This is a genomic window from Metabacillus sp. KUDC1714, assembly GCF_014217835.1.
In the GTDB taxonomy this organism is placed as follows: Bacteria; Bacillota; Bacilli; order Bacillales; family Bacillaceae; genus Metabacillus; species Metabacillus rhizosphaerae.
The window spans coordinates 5,375,258-5,393,515 of sequence record NZ_CP055263.1; the positions used below are offsets into that span (position 1 = coordinate 5,375,258).

At 35.6% G+C, this 18,258-nt stretch carries 15 protein-coding genes and 1 riboswitch; of the genes, 5 read left to right on the plus strand and 10 right to left on the minus strand.

Annotated features, from left to right (window positions below; translation table 11 throughout):
* Positions 1–22 precede the first annotated feature (22 nt).
* The 3 genes from HUW50_RS24825 to HUW50_RS24835 all read right to left on the minus strand — a co-directional run bounded on the left by HUW50_RS24825 (position 23) and on the right by HUW50_RS24835 (position 4,124).
* On the minus strand, positions 23–565 hold the full coding sequence (locus tag HUW50_RS24825) for a 4Fe-4S dicluster domain-containing protein (protein WP_066327259.1): 543 nt from the start codon (positions 563–565) through the stop codon (positions 23–25).
* A 257-nt stretch (positions 566–822) separates the two neighbouring features.
* Positions 823–2,946 carry a formate dehydrogenase subunit alpha gene (gene fdhF / locus HUW50_RS24830; RefSeq protein ID WP_066327262.1) on the minus strand — a complete coding sequence of 708 codons (2,124 nt, stop codon included), beginning with the start codon at positions 2,944–2,946 and terminating at the stop codon, positions 823–825.
* On the minus strand, positions 2,943–4,124 hold the full coding sequence (locus HUW50_RS24835; RefSeq protein ID WP_066327268.1) for an MFS transporter: 1,182 nt from the start codon (positions 4,122–4,124) through the stop codon (positions 2,943–2,945). The genes fdhF and HUW50_RS24835 overlap by 4 nt, the downstream gene beginning before the upstream one ends.
* A gap of 109 nt (positions 4,125–4,233) precedes the next feature.
* On the opposite strand from HUW50_RS24835, the gene HUW50_RS24840 reads away from it, so the two are divergent.
* Positions 4,234–5,043 carry an Mrp/NBP35 family ATP-binding protein gene (locus tag HUW50_RS24840; RefSeq protein WP_066327270.1) on the plus strand — a complete coding sequence of 270 codons (810 nt, stop codon included), beginning with the start codon at positions 4,234–4,236 and terminating at the stop codon, positions 5,041–5,043.
* Positions 5,044–5,186: 143 nt separating this feature from the next.
* On the opposite strand, the gene HUW50_RS24845 is transcribed toward HUW50_RS24840, so the two are convergent.
* Together HUW50_RS24845 and HUW50_RS24850 are read right to left on the minus strand one after the other, a co-directional pair.
* Positions 5,187–5,831, minus strand: a complete 645-nt coding sequence (locus tag HUW50_RS24845; protein WP_066327272.1) for a DsbA family oxidoreductase — start codon at positions 5,829–5,831, stop codon at positions 5,187–5,189.
* 143 nt (positions 5,832–5,974) lie between these two features.
* Complete coding sequence (locus HUW50_RS24850) at positions 5,975–6,625, minus strand: peptidylprolyl isomerase (RefSeq protein ID WP_083964464.1); 651 nt, start codon at positions 6,623–6,625, stop codon at positions 5,975–5,977.
* A gap of 191 nt (positions 6,626–6,816) precedes the next feature.
* Between HUW50_RS24850 and HUW50_RS24855 the strand changes: the two genes are divergently transcribed.
* Positions 6,817–8,730 (plus strand): DUF294 nucleotidyltransferase-like domain-containing protein, encoded by a 1,914-nt coding sequence (locus tag HUW50_RS24855; protein WP_232328971.1) that lies wholly within the window; start codon positions 6,817–6,819, stop codon positions 8,728–8,730.
* Between the two features lie 6 nt (positions 8,731–8,736).
* Positions 8,737–9,462 carry a 3'-5' exonuclease gene (locus tag HUW50_RS24860; RefSeq protein WP_066327276.1) on the plus strand — a complete coding sequence of 242 codons (726 nt, stop codon included), beginning with the start codon at positions 8,737–8,739 and terminating at the stop codon, positions 9,460–9,462.
* Between the two features lie 46 nt (positions 9,463–9,508).
* Here the strand turns inward: HUW50_RS24860 and HUW50_RS24865 are convergent, their stop codons facing one another.
* Positions 9,509–9,763 carry a hypothetical protein gene (locus tag HUW50_RS24865; protein WP_066327278.1) on the minus strand — a complete coding sequence of 85 codons (255 nt, stop codon included), beginning with the start codon at positions 9,761–9,763 and terminating at the stop codon, positions 9,509–9,511.
* A 250-nt stretch (positions 9,764–10,013) separates the two neighbouring features.
* Here HUW50_RS24865 and HUW50_RS24870 point away from each other — a divergent pair, with 250 nt between their 5' ends.
* Positions 10,014–11,027: a hypothetical protein gene (locus tag HUW50_RS24870; protein ID WP_066327280.1), complete on the plus strand. Its 1,014-nt coding sequence runs from the start codon at positions 10,014–10,016 to the stop codon at positions 11,025–11,027.
* A gap of 145 nt (positions 11,028–11,172) precedes the next feature.
* Positions 11,173–11,350, plus strand: a riboswitch (Lysine riboswitch).
* Between the two features lie 129 nt (positions 11,351–11,479).
* Complete coding sequence (gene dapA, locus HUW50_RS24875) at positions 11,480–12,370, plus strand: 4-hydroxy-tetrahydrodipicolinate synthase (protein WP_066327296.1); 891 nt, start codon at positions 11,480–11,482, stop codon at positions 12,368–12,370.
* Positions 12,371–12,499: 129 nt separating this feature from the next.
* Here the strand turns inward: dapA and HUW50_RS24880 are convergent, their stop codons facing one another.
* The 4 genes from HUW50_RS24880 to HUW50_RS24895 all read right to left on the minus strand — a co-directional run bounded on the left by HUW50_RS24880 (position 12,500) and on the right by HUW50_RS24895 (position 18,107).
* Positions 12,500–14,575 (minus strand): heavy metal translocating P-type ATPase, encoded by a 2,076-nt coding sequence (locus HUW50_RS24880; protein WP_066327298.1) that lies wholly within the window; start codon positions 14,573–14,575, stop codon positions 12,500–12,502.
* A gap of 23 nt (positions 14,576–14,598) precedes the next feature.
* On the minus strand, positions 14,599–14,925 hold the full coding sequence (locus tag HUW50_RS24885; protein ID WP_066327305.1) for an ArsR/SmtB family transcription factor: 327 nt from the start codon (positions 14,923–14,925) through the stop codon (positions 14,599–14,601).
* Between the two features lie 97 nt (positions 14,926–15,022).
* The gene (locus HUW50_RS24890; protein ID WP_185653453.1) at positions 15,023–15,721 is read right to left on the minus strand and encodes a ZIP family metal transporter; all 699 of its coding nucleotides are present in this window, start codon (positions 15,719–15,721) and stop codon (positions 15,023–15,025) included.
* Between the two features lie 151 nt (positions 15,722–15,872).
* Positions 15,873–18,107: a DEAD/DEAH box helicase gene (locus tag HUW50_RS24895; protein ID WP_066327311.1), complete on the minus strand. Its 2,235-nt coding sequence runs from the start codon at positions 18,105–18,107 to the stop codon at positions 15,873–15,875.
* Positions 18,108–18,258 lie beyond the last annotated feature (151 nt).

Here is an 18,258-nt window from a genome sequence, read left to right on the forward strand (position 1 = left end):
CTACTCCCTCTCGATTCTAATTTTAATCTGTATATACACCGAAAAATTCAGGTACATAGTCCCACTTATTTCCCTCTTGGGGCTTTTTCCCTTCAACTAAGTTCATTTGAGAACGTTTCCGGCGTAATTGCTGCATTTCATCAAAATCAATAAATCGAATAGCATCACTCGGACAAACGGAAGCACACATTGGCGCAATATCATGCTTTGAACGGTCATAGCACATGTCGCATTTATACATTTTATTCTCTTCAAAATCAAACTTAGGTATCCCGAATGGACAGCCAAATGTACAGTTACGACAGCCAATACACTTTTCCTCCATAGCAGATAAAACAACGCCTTCATCCGTAATTTGAATGGCATTTGCTGGGCATACACGAGCACACGCTGGGTCTTTACATTGCATGCAAAGCATTGGATATGTTTGGCGGCTTTCTGTAAAGTCAACATATTCCACATAGTTTCGTTCTTTTGCATCATGATCTCCACATTCACGACATGCTGCTTGACATGCTCGACAGCCGATACATCTTTCGAATTCTAAATACATGATTTTATTCATGACGATATTGCACCTCTTTCTTTTAATCAGTTGGCTGTTTTCGCAAACTTTGTTGCTTTTAAAATAGTATTGGGTTGGTTGATTGCAGCGAGAGGATGCTCGCTTTCCGTGGGGCGGGCGATGAGCCTCCTCAGCGCGAAGTGCCTGCGGGGTCTCATCTGTCCCGCTACTCCCACAGGAGTCTCGCATATCCGTTCCAATTAACCTAATCATTTTTGTTCAAAAACAACAATCTTTTAGAAAAGAGCCAATCAGTTTTATAATTTTTCTATTTTTAATGAACAAACTTTAAATTCTGGCATCCTGGAGTATGGATCTAGATGATCACTTGTTAATTGGTTAACAGCTAATTCTTTCCCCCAATGATAAGGAACAAAAACAGTATCCTTACGAATCGCTTTTGTGATTCGAGTTTTAACCACCATGTGTGATCGTGGTGATACTAGCTTCACTTGTTCACCATCGTGTATATTATATTGACTTGCTAAAGCAGGGTGGATTTCTGCATATGGCTCTGGGCATTGTTCATAAAGAAAATTAACTCTACGAGTTTGATTACCTGATAAATAATGGAAGACAACACGGCCGGTAGTGAGGAATAACGGAAATTGATTTGTTGGTGTTTCTCCTGCTTCCTGCCATTCAATACATGCAAGATTTGCTTTTCCATCAGGAGTACCAAAAGATTCCGTAAACATTGTTGGTGTACCTGGATGATCTTTAGAAGGACATGGCCAAAAAACACCATCTTCCCTATCAATACGATCCCAAGTAATTCCGTAATAATCTGCTTTACCACCTTTAGACGCTAAGCGGAATTCTTCAAATATTTCACTAGCATTGTTATATGGGAAGAATTGACCACGACCCATACGTTCTGCAATCATACTCAAGATTTTCCAATCTGGTTGTGATTCCCCAAGTGGCTCTCGGATTTTTCGAATCCTAATAACACGTCCTTCTAAATTCGTTGTTGTTCCATCATCTTCAGCCCAAGTTGTCGCAGGTAATACGACATCAGCAAATTGTGCTGTTTCTGAAAGAAAAAAATCACTGACAACTAAAAAATCAAGTTTTTCGAAGCCTTTCCAAATATGCTCTAAATTTGGGGCTGAAACTGCAGGGTTACTACAGATCACATGCATTCCGCGTATGTTTCCTTGTTCAATTTCATCAAACATTTCATATGCTGACACCCCAGGTTTTGGCATTTCACTTGGATCAATTCCCCATACACTTGATACATATTCAACTGCTGCAGGGTCTGTTAGTTTACGATAACCAGGTAGTAAATCTGCTTTTTGACCATGTTCACGTCCCCCTTGACCATTTCCTTGACCTGTAAATGTCGCAACACCTGAAGCGAATTTTCCAATTTGTCCACGAAGTAATGCCATTGTTGTATATAAAGATACATTGTCAACACCTTTAGTTTGTTGCTCAACACCACGTGCAAACATAACAACTGAGCGTGGTGACATTCCGAAAATATGTGCTGCTTTAATAATTTTTTCGACAGCTACACCAGTAAGTTGTGATGTGTACTCAGGTGTGAATTTTTCAATTGTTTTTTTCAATTCCTCATAGTTGTTACAGCGCTCACTTACATATTCCTCATCTACATAGCCTTCTTTTACAATAATATGGAGCATACCGTTAGCTAGAGCTGAATCAGTGCCTGGTTTTAAATCTAAATGAACATCAGCTACACGAGCTGTCGGTGTTTCCCTAGGATCAGCAACAATTAATTTAGCTCCTTTGTCTTTTGCCTTCCACAGCCATTGAATACTTGTTGGATGACATTCTGCTGTATTAGATCCTGCAATGAAGAAGCAATCAGTGTGCTCTAATTCCGGCCAAGGCAATGTAGATCCACGATCCGTACCTAATGTTCTTATAAATCCACCTGCTGCGGAACTCATACAAAATCGACCATTATAATCGATAAAACGAGTGCCTAATCCAACACGTGCATATTTACCAACGAGGTAGCATTTTTCGTTTGTCATCGATACACCGCCAAAGACAGCAACAGCATCCTTTCCACTCTCTTTTTGAAGCTTTTTAAAGTTTTTCTCAATTAAATCTAGCGCTTCTTTCCATGAAGCTTCAACTAATTTTCCATTTCTCTTAATTAACGGTTTTAAAATACGATCCTCGTGTTCAATAGTTTGATAGGCTGTTACACCTTTTGGACACATTTTTCCGTTTGTTACTGGCCAGTCATATCGCGGTTCAACCCCAACCACTTTTCCTGATTTTTCATTGACACGGATATGCATACCACACTGCATACCACAGTAACAACAATGAGTTGTAATTAATTTTTCACCTGGTTTATGAAGATTTTTCACGCCTTCTTTTGCTAAAAATTGACTCATTTTTCGGCTCCCCTTTTATCTTTATATTTTTTTAATTCATCTTGCACATGATCAGGAAGATCATAATAATCATCTGTGCGTGTTTTACCAAAGCCAGATAGGTGAATTCCATTCATTGTTAAAACAGGCTTGGTTTCAGATTGGATTGGATTTTCCATATTTAGCTGCTTCATGACACGAATCCTTCTTCGACAAGCAGGACAGTAATCAGATAAAAATGTGCCATCCTCTAGCTGTAGGTCAAAGCTTTGGACAGCCAGTATACTTTGAACGTCCGAAATCTGATCATCTGAGCTATATGTCTCTCCACAGCTGTTACAAGGTCTTGTATCAACTTTCACATGCTCTTGATAGTTCATTGGTACTGCAGTTGCAAGAGGTCGAATTGGCAAGTGGAATAATTTTCCGAATGGAAAGTAAATCAATAAAACAACCACTGTTACTTGATGGAATAGTGTTAAATAATGATGCATCCAGCCTTCTAATAAAGCATAGGAAACGGTTAAAACTAAACCAGATACTGTAACGGATAATAATAAAACTAATGGAAATAGATCAAACTCTGCTCTTTGTGTTACTTTTACATCTTGATTAACAATTCTTCTCGCTAGTGCCATTGATACTCCAATCAATACCATTGTTGCTGTGATATTCAATCCGTTATAAACCATTTCTGCGAATATACCGTGGGCAGCCATTTGGATCGTATTCAATCCCATGACGACAATTACATAAGTTTCAGGGTCAACTAATTCAAAATGCATCCACCCAAACGTTAAGCCAAATGTGATCGCAAACGACCCAATACAGCCCCATGCAATCATGAAATGGGTAATCCCACGATAGATTCCACGTTTAAAGATAAATTTTTGAAGAAAAATATTATCAAATGCTGTTTTTAAAATAGACGTAATATTTCGTTTTGTTCGCTTTTTCGTTTTTAAATTTTTAATACTTCTTTTTACAACCTGTTTTGTAGCGGGACGAATTAGCCAAGCACACATACGAATTGTTAATCCGATTGCGAAAATAAGCGATGAAATCAAATATCCCATTAATGCCATGTCAAAATGTAAAAACTTTTCAGTCCCAATCCAAACTGTGAATAGTAGAATTAATATGACAAAAAATGAATATTTACTAGTTTTTGAATAAAAAGTTCGTTCAAATGTGTTCATATACTCTCCCCCTGTGACTTTTATTACATATATTGAAGGGTTTATCTGGTAGTCTTCATTTATGATGGTTGTTAATCAACTCTCACCATTGTAATGGAAGTTTTTTTAGATGAATGTGAAAAATGTCACAGTAAATCTTTTATTCAAAAAATGTTCGAAAAAAGATAATGAGGTGTTGGATATGATGAATGGTTCTGTTATTGCGATAACAAGTGGAAAAGGTGGAGTTGGGAAATCAACTGTTTCTGTTAATTTAGCAATTGCGCTAGCAAGGATGGGAAAAACAGTGGCACTCATCGATCTCGATATTTATGGATTTAGTATCCCGAAGATCATGAATTTGCAAAGTAGCCCAAAAACAGTAAATGGAAAAATCATTCCGGTTGAATCCCATGGGGTTAAAGTAATGTCAATGGGTTTCCTTATAAAAAATAATGAACCAGTTGTATGGAGAGGTCCCATGCTTGGCAAAATGGTGGAACACTTTTCAAAGGATGTCTTGTGGGGTGAGTTGGATTACGTCCTGTTAGATATGCCACCAGGCACTGGAGATGTTGCACTTGATATGCATCACTTTATTCCACAAAGCAAAGAGATCATAGTTACAACACCACACAAGACTGCAGCACATGTGGCGGAACGTGCTGGTACAATGGCGTTAAAGGCCAAACATGACATTCTAGGTGTAGTGGAAAATATGGCTTATTTTAAACCAAATGATCGCGCGGAATTGTACTATTTATTTGGAAAGGGTGGCGGAACAGAGTTAGCAAATAAGCTCAATACAAACCTTCTAAGTCAGCTTCCAATCGAGGAACCGGTTGAAAGTACAGATACACCTGGGATTTATGAGGAAGGGACTAAACTTTATTCTGAATATAATTTGCTAGCGGAAAGAGTTCACTCGCTATTAAGCTAAAAAACACATTTCAAATAAGGTATATTCATATAAAAACTTTTTTGTAATGCATAAGGCAGTTTTTTTCTTCTATTAAATAATGAAATAGGCTGACAAAATGCTTGTCAGCCTCATTGGTAAAAACGATTCAATGCCATTTGATCTTACTTTTCTACTTCTTCAATCCAAACCTTTTCCATTACTTCTAAAAAAACCTCAGATGGTTGAGCCCCAGAAATCGCATATTTGCGATTTATTACATAAAAAGGTACACCTGTAACACCGATTTGTTGTGCGTCTTGTTCTTGTGCACGAACATCTGCTTCATATTCATTACTATTTAACATTGATTGCACCTTTTGTTGATCTAATCCAATTTCAGTTGCTAGTTCTATTAACGTTTTCATTTCTCCAACATGTCTTACTTCTGTAAAATAAGCTTTAAATAACCGTTCAACCATTTCATTTTCTTTCCCGAATTGCTTTGCTAAATGAATTAAACGATGAGCATTCAAAGTATTTGTTGCTTTTATTTTATCTAAATGATAGGTCAATCCAACCTCTTTTGCTTGTTCTGTTAATTGCAGATTCATCGCCTTGATTTGTTCTTTAGAAGTACCATATTTTTTAGACAAAAGCTCTATATTGTCTTCTTCATAATGAACCTTTGCATCTGGGTTAAGTTCAAAGCTACGATACTCAATTTTCACTTCTTCTTTATGTTGAAATTTCGCAAGCGCCTCTTCCAAGCGACGTTTTCCAATATAACAATACGGACAAATAATGTCTGACCAGATTTCGATAAGCATTAATTTTTTCCTCCTTCCAGGAAAGATCACCTATGAACAAATCTTTTCAATTGTGTTGATGGTGAGGTGATACGTTTAGTATGTAAGCGGTATACAGAGGTAACTCCTTGAACAAAGTGTTACACCATTTGGGAAGAATTAACCTATTCTACTTTTTTTGGCTCAGGATATTCAATTCCAAACGTTTCAACGGTTACTTGTTTAATCTTTTGCTCCTCTATTGGCTTGTCTTGTTGATCTGTTTTAACATCAACAATGCGATCCACTGCTTCCATTCCCTCGGTTACTTTTCCAAAAGCAGCATAGTCACCATCTAAACTACTAGCATCTGCAACCATAATGAAAAATTGAGATCCTGCTGAGTCAGGTTCCTGAGTACGTGCCATGGAAATTACACCTCTTTCATGCTTCACATTATTTTCAAAGCCATTAGAAGTAAATTCTCCTTTTATACTGTAATCAGGACCACCAGTACCGGTGCCATCTGGATCCCCACCTTGAATCATGAAACCAGGTATGACTCGATGGAAAATGACTCCATCATAAAAACCTGATTCTGCAAGAGTGATAAAATTATTTACAGTATTTGGTGCGATATTAGGATAAAGTTCAACTTTTATCTCGTCATTATTTTCCATAGTTATTGTCACAATCGGGTTTTCTTCAATGACTTGAACGGATTTTTTAGTTTCTGAATCTCCAGTTTGAACTTCCCCTGAAGTATTACAGCCACCTACAATCATTAATATAATGCAAACAAACACCACTTGAACAAATCTAAATTTATTAACCATGTCTAACTCCTTTCTTGTTGAAAAAGCTCAATCATTCTTTCTACACAAAAAGAAAAAATCCTTCATTTAACGAACTGTGCAAACAAATTACTATGTAGCTAGAAAATCATATGTAACCTTTAAGTCTTTAACTTTCGTCCTGTTCTATGTTACCGTAAAAGTATACATGATACATGAAGGTGGTGTCTAACTTGGCAATAAATGATTTACAACATCTTTTGAAAGATTACTACCCATTTACACTATTAACTGACTATCAGCTCCAAGAAATGGCGGATAAAGCAACGCTATCAACCTTTTCAAAAAATGAATTTATTTTTCATGAGGACCAATCAGCTGAAGAAATAGATCTTTATTTCCTTGTTTCAGGGCTAGCCAAAAATATTCTGCATCAAAGGAATGGGAAGCAATTATCGCTTCGCTATTATTATCCTGGTGATATCATCGGATTAATGGTGATGTTTACAAGTGGTGAATTAAATTTTTCTGTTCAAGCTTTAGAGGATAGTACTGTATTTAAACTCAATAAGCGCCATTTTTTTGAAATGATGACCCGCAATAATGATTTTTCGAAAGTGATTTGGGGAAGCATCGGGGAACGGACAAAATCCTTGTATGACGAGATGAAAAATAAGACGTCTTACGAGGATGAGGAAAATGTCCAATTATTGAAAACCCGTGTCAAAGTATTAATGGACTCGCCAACCTTTATTCATCCAGAGACAACGATGGAAAATGCTGCTATCGTTTTAAAAGAAGAAGGTATAACGGGATTAGTTGTTAGCAATAACTCCTCTAAAATGCTGGGAGTCCTAACATTCAGAGAGATACTACATTATATAACTGAGAATTCAGATAGAAATAAAGTTAAAGACTGGATGGATCAAACTCCTTATTTCGTTGAAGCTGATGCATTCGCATTTGAAGCTCTTTCCTTTATTAAAAATAAGGCAATAGAGTTTATACCAGTTACTTATAATGAAAAAATCATCGGTACATTATCTAGTCGATCCTTTCTAAATCTTCAAGATTCTAGCTATTTGGATCTAACATACAATGTAAAAAACTCATATTCTTTAGACTTACTTATAAAGGAAGGGCCACTAGTAAACACAACACTCCAATCATTTGTTCAGAGCTTAGTTGATAAAGAGAGCTACGCTTATGAAGTTGCAGAAGTAATTACAAATCATAACGACAATCTCCATAGACAAATTATTAAACTTACTGAAAATGAAATGAAATCTGAAGGCTATGGAACTCCACCGATTAATTACTGTTTTATTATAATGGGGAGTCAAGCAAGACATGAACAAGGATTTCGTACTGATCAGGATAATGGAATGATTTTAAATGATTATGAACATTTGCCAAATAGGACAGCAATTGATGAGTATTTTGAGATATTTACGAAAAAGGTAAATCATCATTTAAGTGAATCTGGATTTCCTGAATGTACTGGTGGAATTATGGCCAAAGAAAATAAATGGAGAAGATCATTAACAGGTTGGAAAAATGAAATTGATGTGTGGAAAAAGGAGCTTGATGCCGAAGAAATACAGAACTTTACTATGTTCTATGATTTTAGACCAATTTATGGTGATTTTTCTTTAGCAGAGATAATTCGAGAGTTCGTAACAGATAGAGCAACACGCTCAAAAACGCTGCAGCAGTTATTAATGAAGGATGCAATCCGTTATAAAATACCTGCCCACCCTTTTGGAATTATGAATTTAAAGCAAAAAAATAAAATAATAAACGTAAAAAAAACGGGTCTTACTCAAATTATTTATTCAACAAGAATTAACGCGATAAAATATGGTATCCATGAAGTTAGTACGGTGAAAAGGCTTGATGCATTGAAAAAAATTCATGCCATGCATCCTAGAGACGTAGAAAACGCAAAAACGGCTCTTCACTATTTACATTTTTATCGATTACAGCAAAATTTAACGGAGTTATCCAAAAATGAACCAGTTACAAATGAAGTGAACGTTTTTGAGCTTTCAAAAGAAGATCGCTTAAAAATAAAAGAAGCTTTGCAAGTTGCTCATCGTATGCAACAAATAACGAAGATCAGCTTTAATCGAAACCGGGTGGTGTAGTACAGTTTGCCGAATGATTTAAAAATCTTAAAATATTTACTTTGGGACCAGCTTTTTTTAAAATTTCAAATCAGCAAGATGATAGGGATACCTGAATATAAAGAAGCTGCACAATCCATCGAAGAATTTATACACAGTCAAGAAGGTTTAATAAAAACAGATCTAGCCTCATGTACATTTACAATTTTCGATTTAGAAACAACCGGTTTTTTCCCTGAAATAGGTGATGAAATTCTTTCAATTGGAGCAATAAAGGTGAAAGATTTTTGTATTCAATATGACGATGCTTTTTATACTGTCATGAAACCGATTAATAAGATCCCAAAAAACATTCAGGAGCTTACAGGATTATCGTCTGATACACTTGATAAGGCACAATCATTTCCAGTAGGATTAAAAAGGTTTCTAGAATTTAGTAAAGGCAGCATACTTGTCGCACACCCCGCTACCTTCGATATTGAGTTCATTAAAAAGGTAATCAAACAATGGAAGCTTCCTTGTTTTTTACCAGAATATATTGATTCTCATGTGTTAGCCAATGATTTATTTTTTGGTAAACGAAATTATTTAGATAATTTAATTGATCGATTAAATATCACAGAAAGAGAAAGACACCATGCTTTAAATGATGCGATTATGACTGCAGATATTTTTGTTCAACTGCTAAAGTCCTATGCAGAAACATCTATTACAATTGTTGAGGAATTACTTGAAATTGAATCACACTCATGAAGCATAAAGAACAGGCGTGAGTAAACTCACGCCTGTTCTATTCATGCTATATCTTTTTAAAGACTGCAACTTTCGTTTCAATCTCACCAACTTCAAGGTCAGTTATATGTGAAAAACTATATACACATCCATATCCATCTATATCAAATAATGTCATTTCCATAAAGTCCTGTGGCAATTCGTGTAAATGCTTTAAAATGAGTTCATTTTCTGATTTGTGATAAAGATCCCCCTCTTGTAAGTAGTGAACAAAAGGATTTGTATCAAGACGATTTTCAATAGGAATGTTAACAAATTTCATTTAAAAGCACCTCACAATTTAGTTTTCTGTATTTTCTGATTATTTATATAATACACTATAAGTCACTGTTTGAAAACTATTTTTTAAAAATTATTTGTTGACAATTTTTTCAAATAAAATCACAACAAATAATCCCTTCTACTAATTACCATCGTTTCTTTAACTCTATTAATCCCTTCTATTATAAACAAATGATACCAATTACCTTAAAACTAATACATGTTAAAATAATAACAAGGATGTGACATGTATGCTGAAAATACGACAATATTTTATTATATTAGTATTAACTTTCCCCTTTCTTGTCAGTTTTAATTCAAATGATGTAAATGGGAAATACATTGCTTCCTATCAATCTCCTGAAGGAATTCAGTTTGTTAGTAATTCAAATGAGTGGGATAAGACAAAACTAATAGATTTGTATAAGACACTTATAAAAAATAAGCATGGAGAAGAAATTAAACTCTTAAAAGAAGTAAAAATAAATGGTGGTCCTCTATCATCTTCGTTAACAAAAGGGAGTTATCATGCTCTTACAAGTACGATTACGTTATATCAAGGTGATAAGTACACAGAACCTTCAGCATATCAGGAGACACTTTCACATGAATATGGTCATCATTTTGCGTATCATTATTTTCCATCCCACCATCTCCCCTTCTCTGAATGGTTATCGGTACGTGGGATCGATGTGTCTGAAGTACGCTGGGATGCTTTTTGGAATTACGAAGAAAATAATCATGCATATTACCCACAGGAAATTTTTGCAGATGATTATGTGTTATTGTATGGGGCAACAAATGAGGTTGAAGCAGTTGATGTTTTTAATAATGAAGCCTTCTACCTAAGAACTGATCATGAAAACCAACAGTTTCCAAATGTGCTAGAAAATCGTGAGCTGCGTTCATTTCTTGAAGAGGAAAGTGGAATAGAAATTGACGAAGATCGTCTACTCGAATCTCCAAGGTTAACAGAATGGAATGACACTAAGGCTTCATACGCCATTACTGAAAAACCAAATGTAGCATATCGGTTAAATCTTACATTTCATAATTTTGAAACTAACGATGATACTAGTGAGCACTTTGAACTTTACGAGATTACAACAGATAAAAACAAAGAACGTATAGATTTTTCATTAGATCAAATTGATCAAGACATTTTTTCTAATTACGATTACGTTACAGCCAACCTAGATGTAGTTGATTTATCAACATCTATTGGATTTGAAACTGAGGAGATTACCTTAGAATTAAATATGTAATTTTTAGAAATCCGCGGTAATACTTACTATATTAATAGGGAAAAATCAATTCCGAAAAAAACTTTCGGAATTATCCTTGCAAAAGATCGAATCTTCTGTTATATTACAGTCAACTAAAAATATTTTCTTACTTCAATAAATTTGGAGTGAGGATAGAGGCGCAAAGACATTAGTACACAATATGAGGAGAATGAGGTCCTATGATCATTGTGGAAAGGGGAATTTGCCGAAGTGGATAGAATCTCATGTTCTTGAAGCTGGTTCTGCTATTGAATAAATGCAGGACTGTCATATAGGGAACTATATGGAGGGCTATCTTTCGCACGGGAACGATTTTTGATACATATTGTTTCTAAGCATCAGCGAATCCCTCGTTGTTGCTTTTTTGCGTTTACTATGAATGGCCCTGACCACCTCTAAATTTACAAAAACTATATAAAGGGTGTGAAGTTATGAATTACGGCCAAGTTTTAACAGCAATGATTACCCCGTTTGATCATAATGGTGAGGTTGATTTTAACGCAACAGAAAATTTAGTGAATTATTTAATAGCTAATGGTTCGGATGGATTAGTTATAAATGGGACAACTGGTGAGTCTCCTACTTTAACGACAGAAGAGAAAGTAGATTTATTTAAATTTGTTGTACAGATTGTTAATGGTAGAGTTCCTGTCATCGCTGGAACAGGATCAAATAACACGAAAGCTTCTATTAGCTTAACTAGTCTTGCTGAAGAAGCAGGTGTCGATGGAATTATGCTTGTTACTCCATACTATAACAAGCCATCACAAGAAGGAATGTATCAACACTTTAAAGCGATTGCCGAAACAACATCATTGCCAGTAATGCTTTATAATATTCCAGGTCGAAGTAGTGTTAACATGTCTGTAGAGACCATTGTTCGTCTCTCACAACTAGATAATATTGTTTCAATTAAGGAAGCAAGTGGTGACTTAGATGCAATGGCAGAGATCATTAGCAAAACACCTAATGATTTTTCAGTGTACAGTGGAGATGATGCCCTAACATTACCGCTTTTAGCTATTGGTGGAACGGGAATAATCTCAGTATCATCACACATCATTGGTAATGAAATGCAAGATATGATTAATCAATTTAAAAATGGTGATGTCACTGAAGCTGCTACCTTACATCGCAACCTTCTTCCTATAATGAAAGCAATGTTTGCTGCACCAAACCCAACACCAGTAAAAGCAGCGTTAAATATGAGAGGAATATCTGTTGGTGGTGTTCGTTTACCACTGATCCCATTAAACAATGAAGAAGAAAGAGCACTTCAAGCTACCCTACAAACTAGTAACCTAGTAGAAGTTCCACGATGAATGGCTCTTTTGATTTTCGCTCATTCATCTAAGTTTCAAAATATACCATGCATTTACAGATTCTAATGCATAGAAAAAAGCCAACATGATGAGTAAGATTTCTCCTCATGTTGGCTTTTTATAAGTTTTTTACATCGTAGCTTTATCTTTTTTCTCATAAAGCACTGTTAAGCTAATTAACGTAACTAAAATCGTTGCTCCCATATCTGATAAGATCGCAATCCAAAGTGTTAATAGCCCTGGAATCGTTAATAGTAATGCAATCAGTTTTAACACAAGCGCTAATGTAATATTTAATTTAATAATTGAATTAACTTTTTTAGCAGATCGAATCGCTGATGGTAACTTACCAAGATGATCTTGCATCAAAACGATATCAGCTGTTTCAATTGCACTATCTGTCCCTTTCCCCATTGCAATTCCAAGATCAGCGGTAGCTAGTGCTGGTGCATCATTTATTCCATCACCAACCATCGCAACCTTTTCATTTTTTGAGAGTTCTTTTATTTTTGCAACTTTTTCATCTGGTAATAGACTAGCGAAATATGATGTTAGACCTACCTTTTTCGCTACTTTATCTGCTGTCTTTTCATGATCACCAGTTAACATAATCGTATTATTAATCCCTGCACTATGAAGATTCGCAATAACAGCTGCACTTTCTTCACGAATTTGATCAGAGATTCCCATGATGCCGAGAACGTCCATTTCATTTGCTAAGATGACTAAAGTCATACCTGACTCTTTAAAGGCTATAAGATCTTGTTTGACTTTTTCTGTTATATTAAGATGGTTTACATGTGCTTCATTGCCTAAATAATAAGTAATACCCTTCATTTTTGCAATGATCCCACTACCAGATACTGTTGATATTTCATCAGGCTCATCTAATGCTAATCCTTCTGCTTTCCGCATAACCGCTTTGGCAATTGGATGTGATGATGACTTCTCAATCGATGCAGCAATTTGTAAAAAGGTTGGATCGTACGCGACAAGATCCTCTACATACGGCTCCCCTTTTGTGAGCGTACCAGTTTTATCAAAAGCAATCGTTGTAATCTTTCCTAATTGCTCTAAAAATACCCCACCTTTTATAAGGATTCCATTCCGAGCATTTTTTGTTATACCTGAAACAATCGCAATCGGAGACGATAACACTAATGCACAAGGACAGCCTACGATTAAGACCGCTAAGCCTTGGTAAAACCAATCTCCCCAGTTACCATTGAATAATAGTGGTGGAAGTACCATGACAATAACCGAGATCACCATAATTAATGGCGTATAGTATTTCGCAAATTTATTAATAAATAATTCAGTTGGTGTTTTCGTTTCTTGTGCTTCCTCAACAAGATGAAGTATTTTTGCTAATGACGAGTCCTCATAAGCTTTCGTAATTTTGACTTTAAGAACACCTTCGTTATTTATACTTCCCCCATAAACTGGTTCATCAATTGCCTTCTCGACTGGCATAGATTCTCCAGTAATTGCAGCTTCATTAACAGAGCTTTTCCCTTCAATAACAATCCCATCAGAAGGTATTTTTTCACCAGCACGAACTAAGACAATTTGATTTACCTTCAAGGAAGCAATCTTTACAATTCTTTCCTGGCCATTTTCGAGGATTGTTGCCTCTTTTGGAGCAATCTCTAGAAGCTTTTCCATCGATTTTCTAGCTTTTTGCATTCCAAGACCTTCTAAATATTCATTAAGTCCAAAGAGAATCGCAACAAGTGCTCCTTCCTTCCACTCACCAATACTAAGCGCACCGATAAGAGCAATAGTCATGAGCGTTTCGATATTGAATTTTAACTTCGCTAAGTTTTTCAAGCCTTTAAAAAATGTTTGGTATCCACTTAAGGCTGTCGCAGCAAGAAATAATCCAATTGCTACATATTCATTGATCCATTGTTCAGTAATAAATGCCGCAATGTAGAAAAACACTGAAATAGATAAGAGTGCGATCCAGTTTACACCAGTATGATGCTCATGATTGTGGCCATCTTCTTCATCATTTTCAATATATGCTCCATCTGACGATAAAATCTTATTCACTATATTCATGTCAACGGTACTGTCTAATTTAAGTTTCCCAGTATTATAGCTTAAAGACGCTGTTTCCCCAGAAGGCAACTTGTTGATTTCCTCTTGTAATTCTCTTGTACAATTGGCACATGTTAAACCCTTTACTTTATATTCTTCCATTTTGCTTCACTCCATATAAAAGCTTAATGATGCTGTGCATGATGAATTGTTTGCTGTAATACATTCATCACATGATCGTCATCCGGTGAATAATATAATGTTGTCCCTTCTCTTCGATACTTAACCAAACGTAAATTTTTCAAAAATCTAAGCTGGTGTGAGACAGTGGATTGCATCAGTGAAAGATTTTCAGCTATTTCATTCACGGAACACTCTTGATGTGATAATAAGTGTAAAATTCGAATCCTAGTTGGATCACCTAATGCTTTAAATGTTTGTGATACGATAAATAATGTTTCTTCATCAAGCTGTTCAGATTGATCTTTATCCTTATTTAATGCTTCATCCATTAAAAAACACCCTCTTTGTGTTAGTATATATCAAAATATGAGTATATGTTCATATTATCTTATTTTATCATAAAAAAAATATTGGCTATTGTCAATCTTAGCCAATAATTAATAGCAATCCTGCGATAAATATCCCTGTCAATAGGCTAAGCCAGTGGAGAGAGTGATATCCTTTTTTCAATGACGGTAAAAACAACTCAAAAATTGCCACATATCCAATAGTACTACTAGCCATACCAAGTAACACACCTAAAAAATGACCATTACGAATTGGAAAAACACTGCCGATAAGTGTAAAGCAGTATAAGCTTAAACTTAAAAACACGAGTGAAACAAATAAGTGACGTAATTTTAGAGAAGTGGCAAAATAGATCATCATTAATGTCATACCCTCTGGAATATGATGAAAAACAACTAAATGAAATAAATGTCCATCATGATCAACATGATTTCCCAAAGCTAATCCTGAGGGAAGATTATGTAAGGTAATCGCTAAAATAAGAAAGTAAAACGATGCTGTTTTATCTAAACCTCCATGGTGAGAATTATTATGCATAAATTTATCAATTATCATCATCAGAAGCAAACCTACAATTATACCGAGAAACACAGAACCAGGCTTATATTCTGAAAAACTATGTGGTATCAATTCTAAAAACAGAACACCACATAAAACGCCAGAACATAGGGACAAAATATAGTCGATTTTCACCTTCAACCATTTAGAGATAAAAATCGATATGCCTACCCCTGTTAACAGAGAGAAAAATACAGAAAAACATAATGAAACTCCCACCAGTTTCCCCTCCAAAAATCTGTATATACTCCTTGATAGCTATAACTAGTTCTATGTATACTGTACTTTGTTTAGTACAAGTTAATCTCGGGATTACTACCAAAAGTTCTTCAAACGAACTAACTCGTGAAGACACCTTAGTCGAATAAAATTATATAAGCTGTGAAAGAAAATAGTCCACAACAGGTTTTGAGGTAAGGCGAGCAGCTACGTATGGAGGTCTAACGTTAACTGTTGCTTCGACAGGTAGACCTAACCATAACTTCTGATGATCAAGGATAATGAACGGAAATGAGACAGAATAATTAATATGTTTATCAACTTTTACGTTTTCTATTTTTTCAGTAGTCATGAAAGTTAGTAAGACTTTGTCATTTCTATTGTTTAAAATGGTCTTCCACTCTTTTGGTAATTCTTTGCCCGATGGTAAGCCTACAAAGATCGATAGCCTCGCTTGATGAATATCTTCAATAATTAAGTCTAGTTTCTTTGCGTGTATCCAAGTTAAATTAGGGTGTTGATTTTTTATCCAAGCACCTACTTGATGTGGTAGGATTTGCTGATCATGTTTAAACTGATGGTCAACGAGCTTGCGGATCGTTTTCGTTTGATAAACATTGGATTGAATAAAATGATGATCACAAATATGAATGAATTTTCCTCTTGTTCTTGTAATCGCAACATTGATAAGCCGTTCACTATCTTTACCAACTAACAGCATTCCTGGTCTACCTTGAGGATAACTATCAACAGTATCAAACAACATTACATCACGTTCACTCCCTTGAAAACGATGAACAGTCGCTGAGGTGATGTCTGCGTCTTGAAGCTCGGTTAAATAGAGGTCTGATAATAAGGTCTCCATCAAAATTGCTTGCGCTCGATAAGGTGTTACATACCCTATTGATCTAGAACCAGCTAAGTAGGATTCATGAATAAGCTGAAAGGACAAGAGTAACTGCCATAGATTAAATCTCGAGTTCGATGATTTTTCACGGAGACAATGACTTCCTGTAAAACTACTATCTAAAAGAACAGAAGCACGATTTGGAAACGGAGCTCTTTCTAAAATTGCATATCTCGAGATTTTTACACTTTCATGATCACCTACGAGAGAATCATATATATATTGATTTGTAAACGAAGAAATATCAGGGTGCATCCGTCTTTGTTCTTTTAAAAGAAACAAGTGTGGATGTAATTTTTTTCCGTCATTAAGCCAATCTACGACTCCAGCCTTATGAAATATGTCCTCCCTTAACCACTCATCGACTAGAGGACTTCTTGCTGCTGCAATTGGCGGAAGCTGTTTAAAATCACCGCAAATAATAACACGAGAACCTAATGATGCAGCAAAACCCACCTGTGGAACGTATGCCATGCTTGCTTCGTCAACAATGACAAGATCATAGTCCTTTTCATATATGGTAGGATCATTTGCCGCCTTTGAAAGTGTTGTTCCAATAATATCGGCATCTTTAACAAATTGAATTTCCTTTTGCCGTATTTTCTCTAACACATTGGTAAGTTTTCCTTCAATCTCCAATAAACGTTCAGAGTCTCGTCTACTAAAAGAGCGTCCTAGATCATGTTTTATTAATCTGCGTTCTTCTTGCAAGCTTAGTTTTTGCTTTGCTAAGTCTGGATTTCGTTTTGTGATGAGTTCGGTAGTTGTTAGAGAAGATTCTGAAGCGATCGCAGACTGTGATCCATACCGTAACAAATCTCCTTCTCGAAACCGACCTTTTTTATCGATGAAACGTGCAATTTCAGTCATTAACACATCTACTGCTTGATTACTTTGTGAAAGAATGAGAACACGATTCGCTTTAAAATATTTATTTGCCGCTACTCTTCCAAGTGTATAGGTCTTACCTGTTCCAGGTGGTCCCCAAACAAAAGTTACCGGGTTATATTTACTTCTTAACACTAGCTCATGAACATTGGATTTTATATTAACTGTTGGATGTTTTGCTTCATTAGAAGGGTTCATCATTCTTTTTATCCGAGCTCGTTTACGTTTACTTTCTTTTATTTCATCCAGGCGATCATGTAACTGGTCTAAAAGCTCCCAGGGGTCATGAAGGAGAAATAATTCGTTAAGATCGTTTCCTAACGATTGTTCTAGAGATACGATCACACTTTTCCCCTCTGAAGAAAGGATACGGCCAATTATTGTTAATTTCCCTGATTCCATTCTTATTGTTGATCCAACTGGAATTCGGATAGGAGAAGACGTATCGAAATAATACGTAAATGCCCCATCACTCGTCATTAACTCCCCATTTTTCACGTAATATTTAGTGCTTCCATATGTTTTTAAGTGCATGATTTCAGCTCTTAACGCTTTCTGCCAAGTCTTTATATAATAATTCGTTGAATGCATGTTGTCAGCTACCTCTTTAAATTACAAAACATTGTTTTGTTCTCTTTATTAGTATCGACACATACTATACCATCTTACTAACTGAAAATCTATTTCACTTTGCCCTAGGATTTATTTATTAAATCTTTTTTAAACACACAAAAAAGGCTGA

Coding starts and splice junctions, on each gene's coding strand:
- HUW50_RS24845 (WP_066327272.1), bottom strand. CDS start 5,831: ATGCTTATCGAAATCTGGTCAGACATTATTTGTCCGTATTGTTATATT.
- HUW50_RS24870 (WP_066327280.1), top strand. CDS start 10,014: ATGCTGAAAATACGACAATATTTTATTATATTAGTATTAACTTTCCCC.
- HUW50_RS24880 (WP_066327298.1), bottom strand. CDS start 14,575: ATGGAAGAATATAAAGTAAAGGGTTTAACATGTGCCAATTGTACAAGA.
- fdhF (WP_066327262.1), bottom strand. CDS start 2,946: ATGAGTCAATTTTTAGCAAAAGAAGGCGTGAAAAATCTTCATAAACCA.
- HUW50_RS24850 (WP_083964464.1), bottom strand. CDS start 6,625: ATGGTTAATAAATTTAGATTTGTTCAAGTGGTGTTTGTTTGCATTATA.
- HUW50_RS24840 (WP_066327270.1), top strand. CDS start 4,234: ATGAATGTGAAAAATGTCACAGTAAATCTTTTATTCAAAAAATGTTCG.
- dapA (WP_066327296.1), top strand. CDS start 11,480: ATGAATTACGGCCAAGTTTTAACAGCAATGATTACCCCGTTTGATCAT.
- HUW50_RS24865 (WP_066327278.1), bottom strand. CDS start 9,763: ATGAAATTTGTTAACATTCCTATTGAAAATCGTCTTGATACAAATCCT.
- HUW50_RS24835 (WP_066327268.1), bottom strand. CDS start 4,124: ATGAACACATTTGAACGAACTTTTTATTCAAAAACTAGTAAATATTCA.
- HUW50_RS24885 (WP_066327305.1), bottom strand. CDS start 14,925: ATGGATGAAGCATTAAATAAGGATAAAGATCAATCTGAACAGCTTGAT.
- HUW50_RS24895 (WP_066327311.1), bottom strand. CDS start 18,107: ATGCATTCAACGAATTATTATATAAAGACTTGGCAGAAAGCGTTAAGA.
- HUW50_RS24825 (WP_066327259.1), bottom strand. CDS start 565: ATGAATAAAATCATGTATTTAGAATTCGAAAGATGTATCGGCTGTCGA.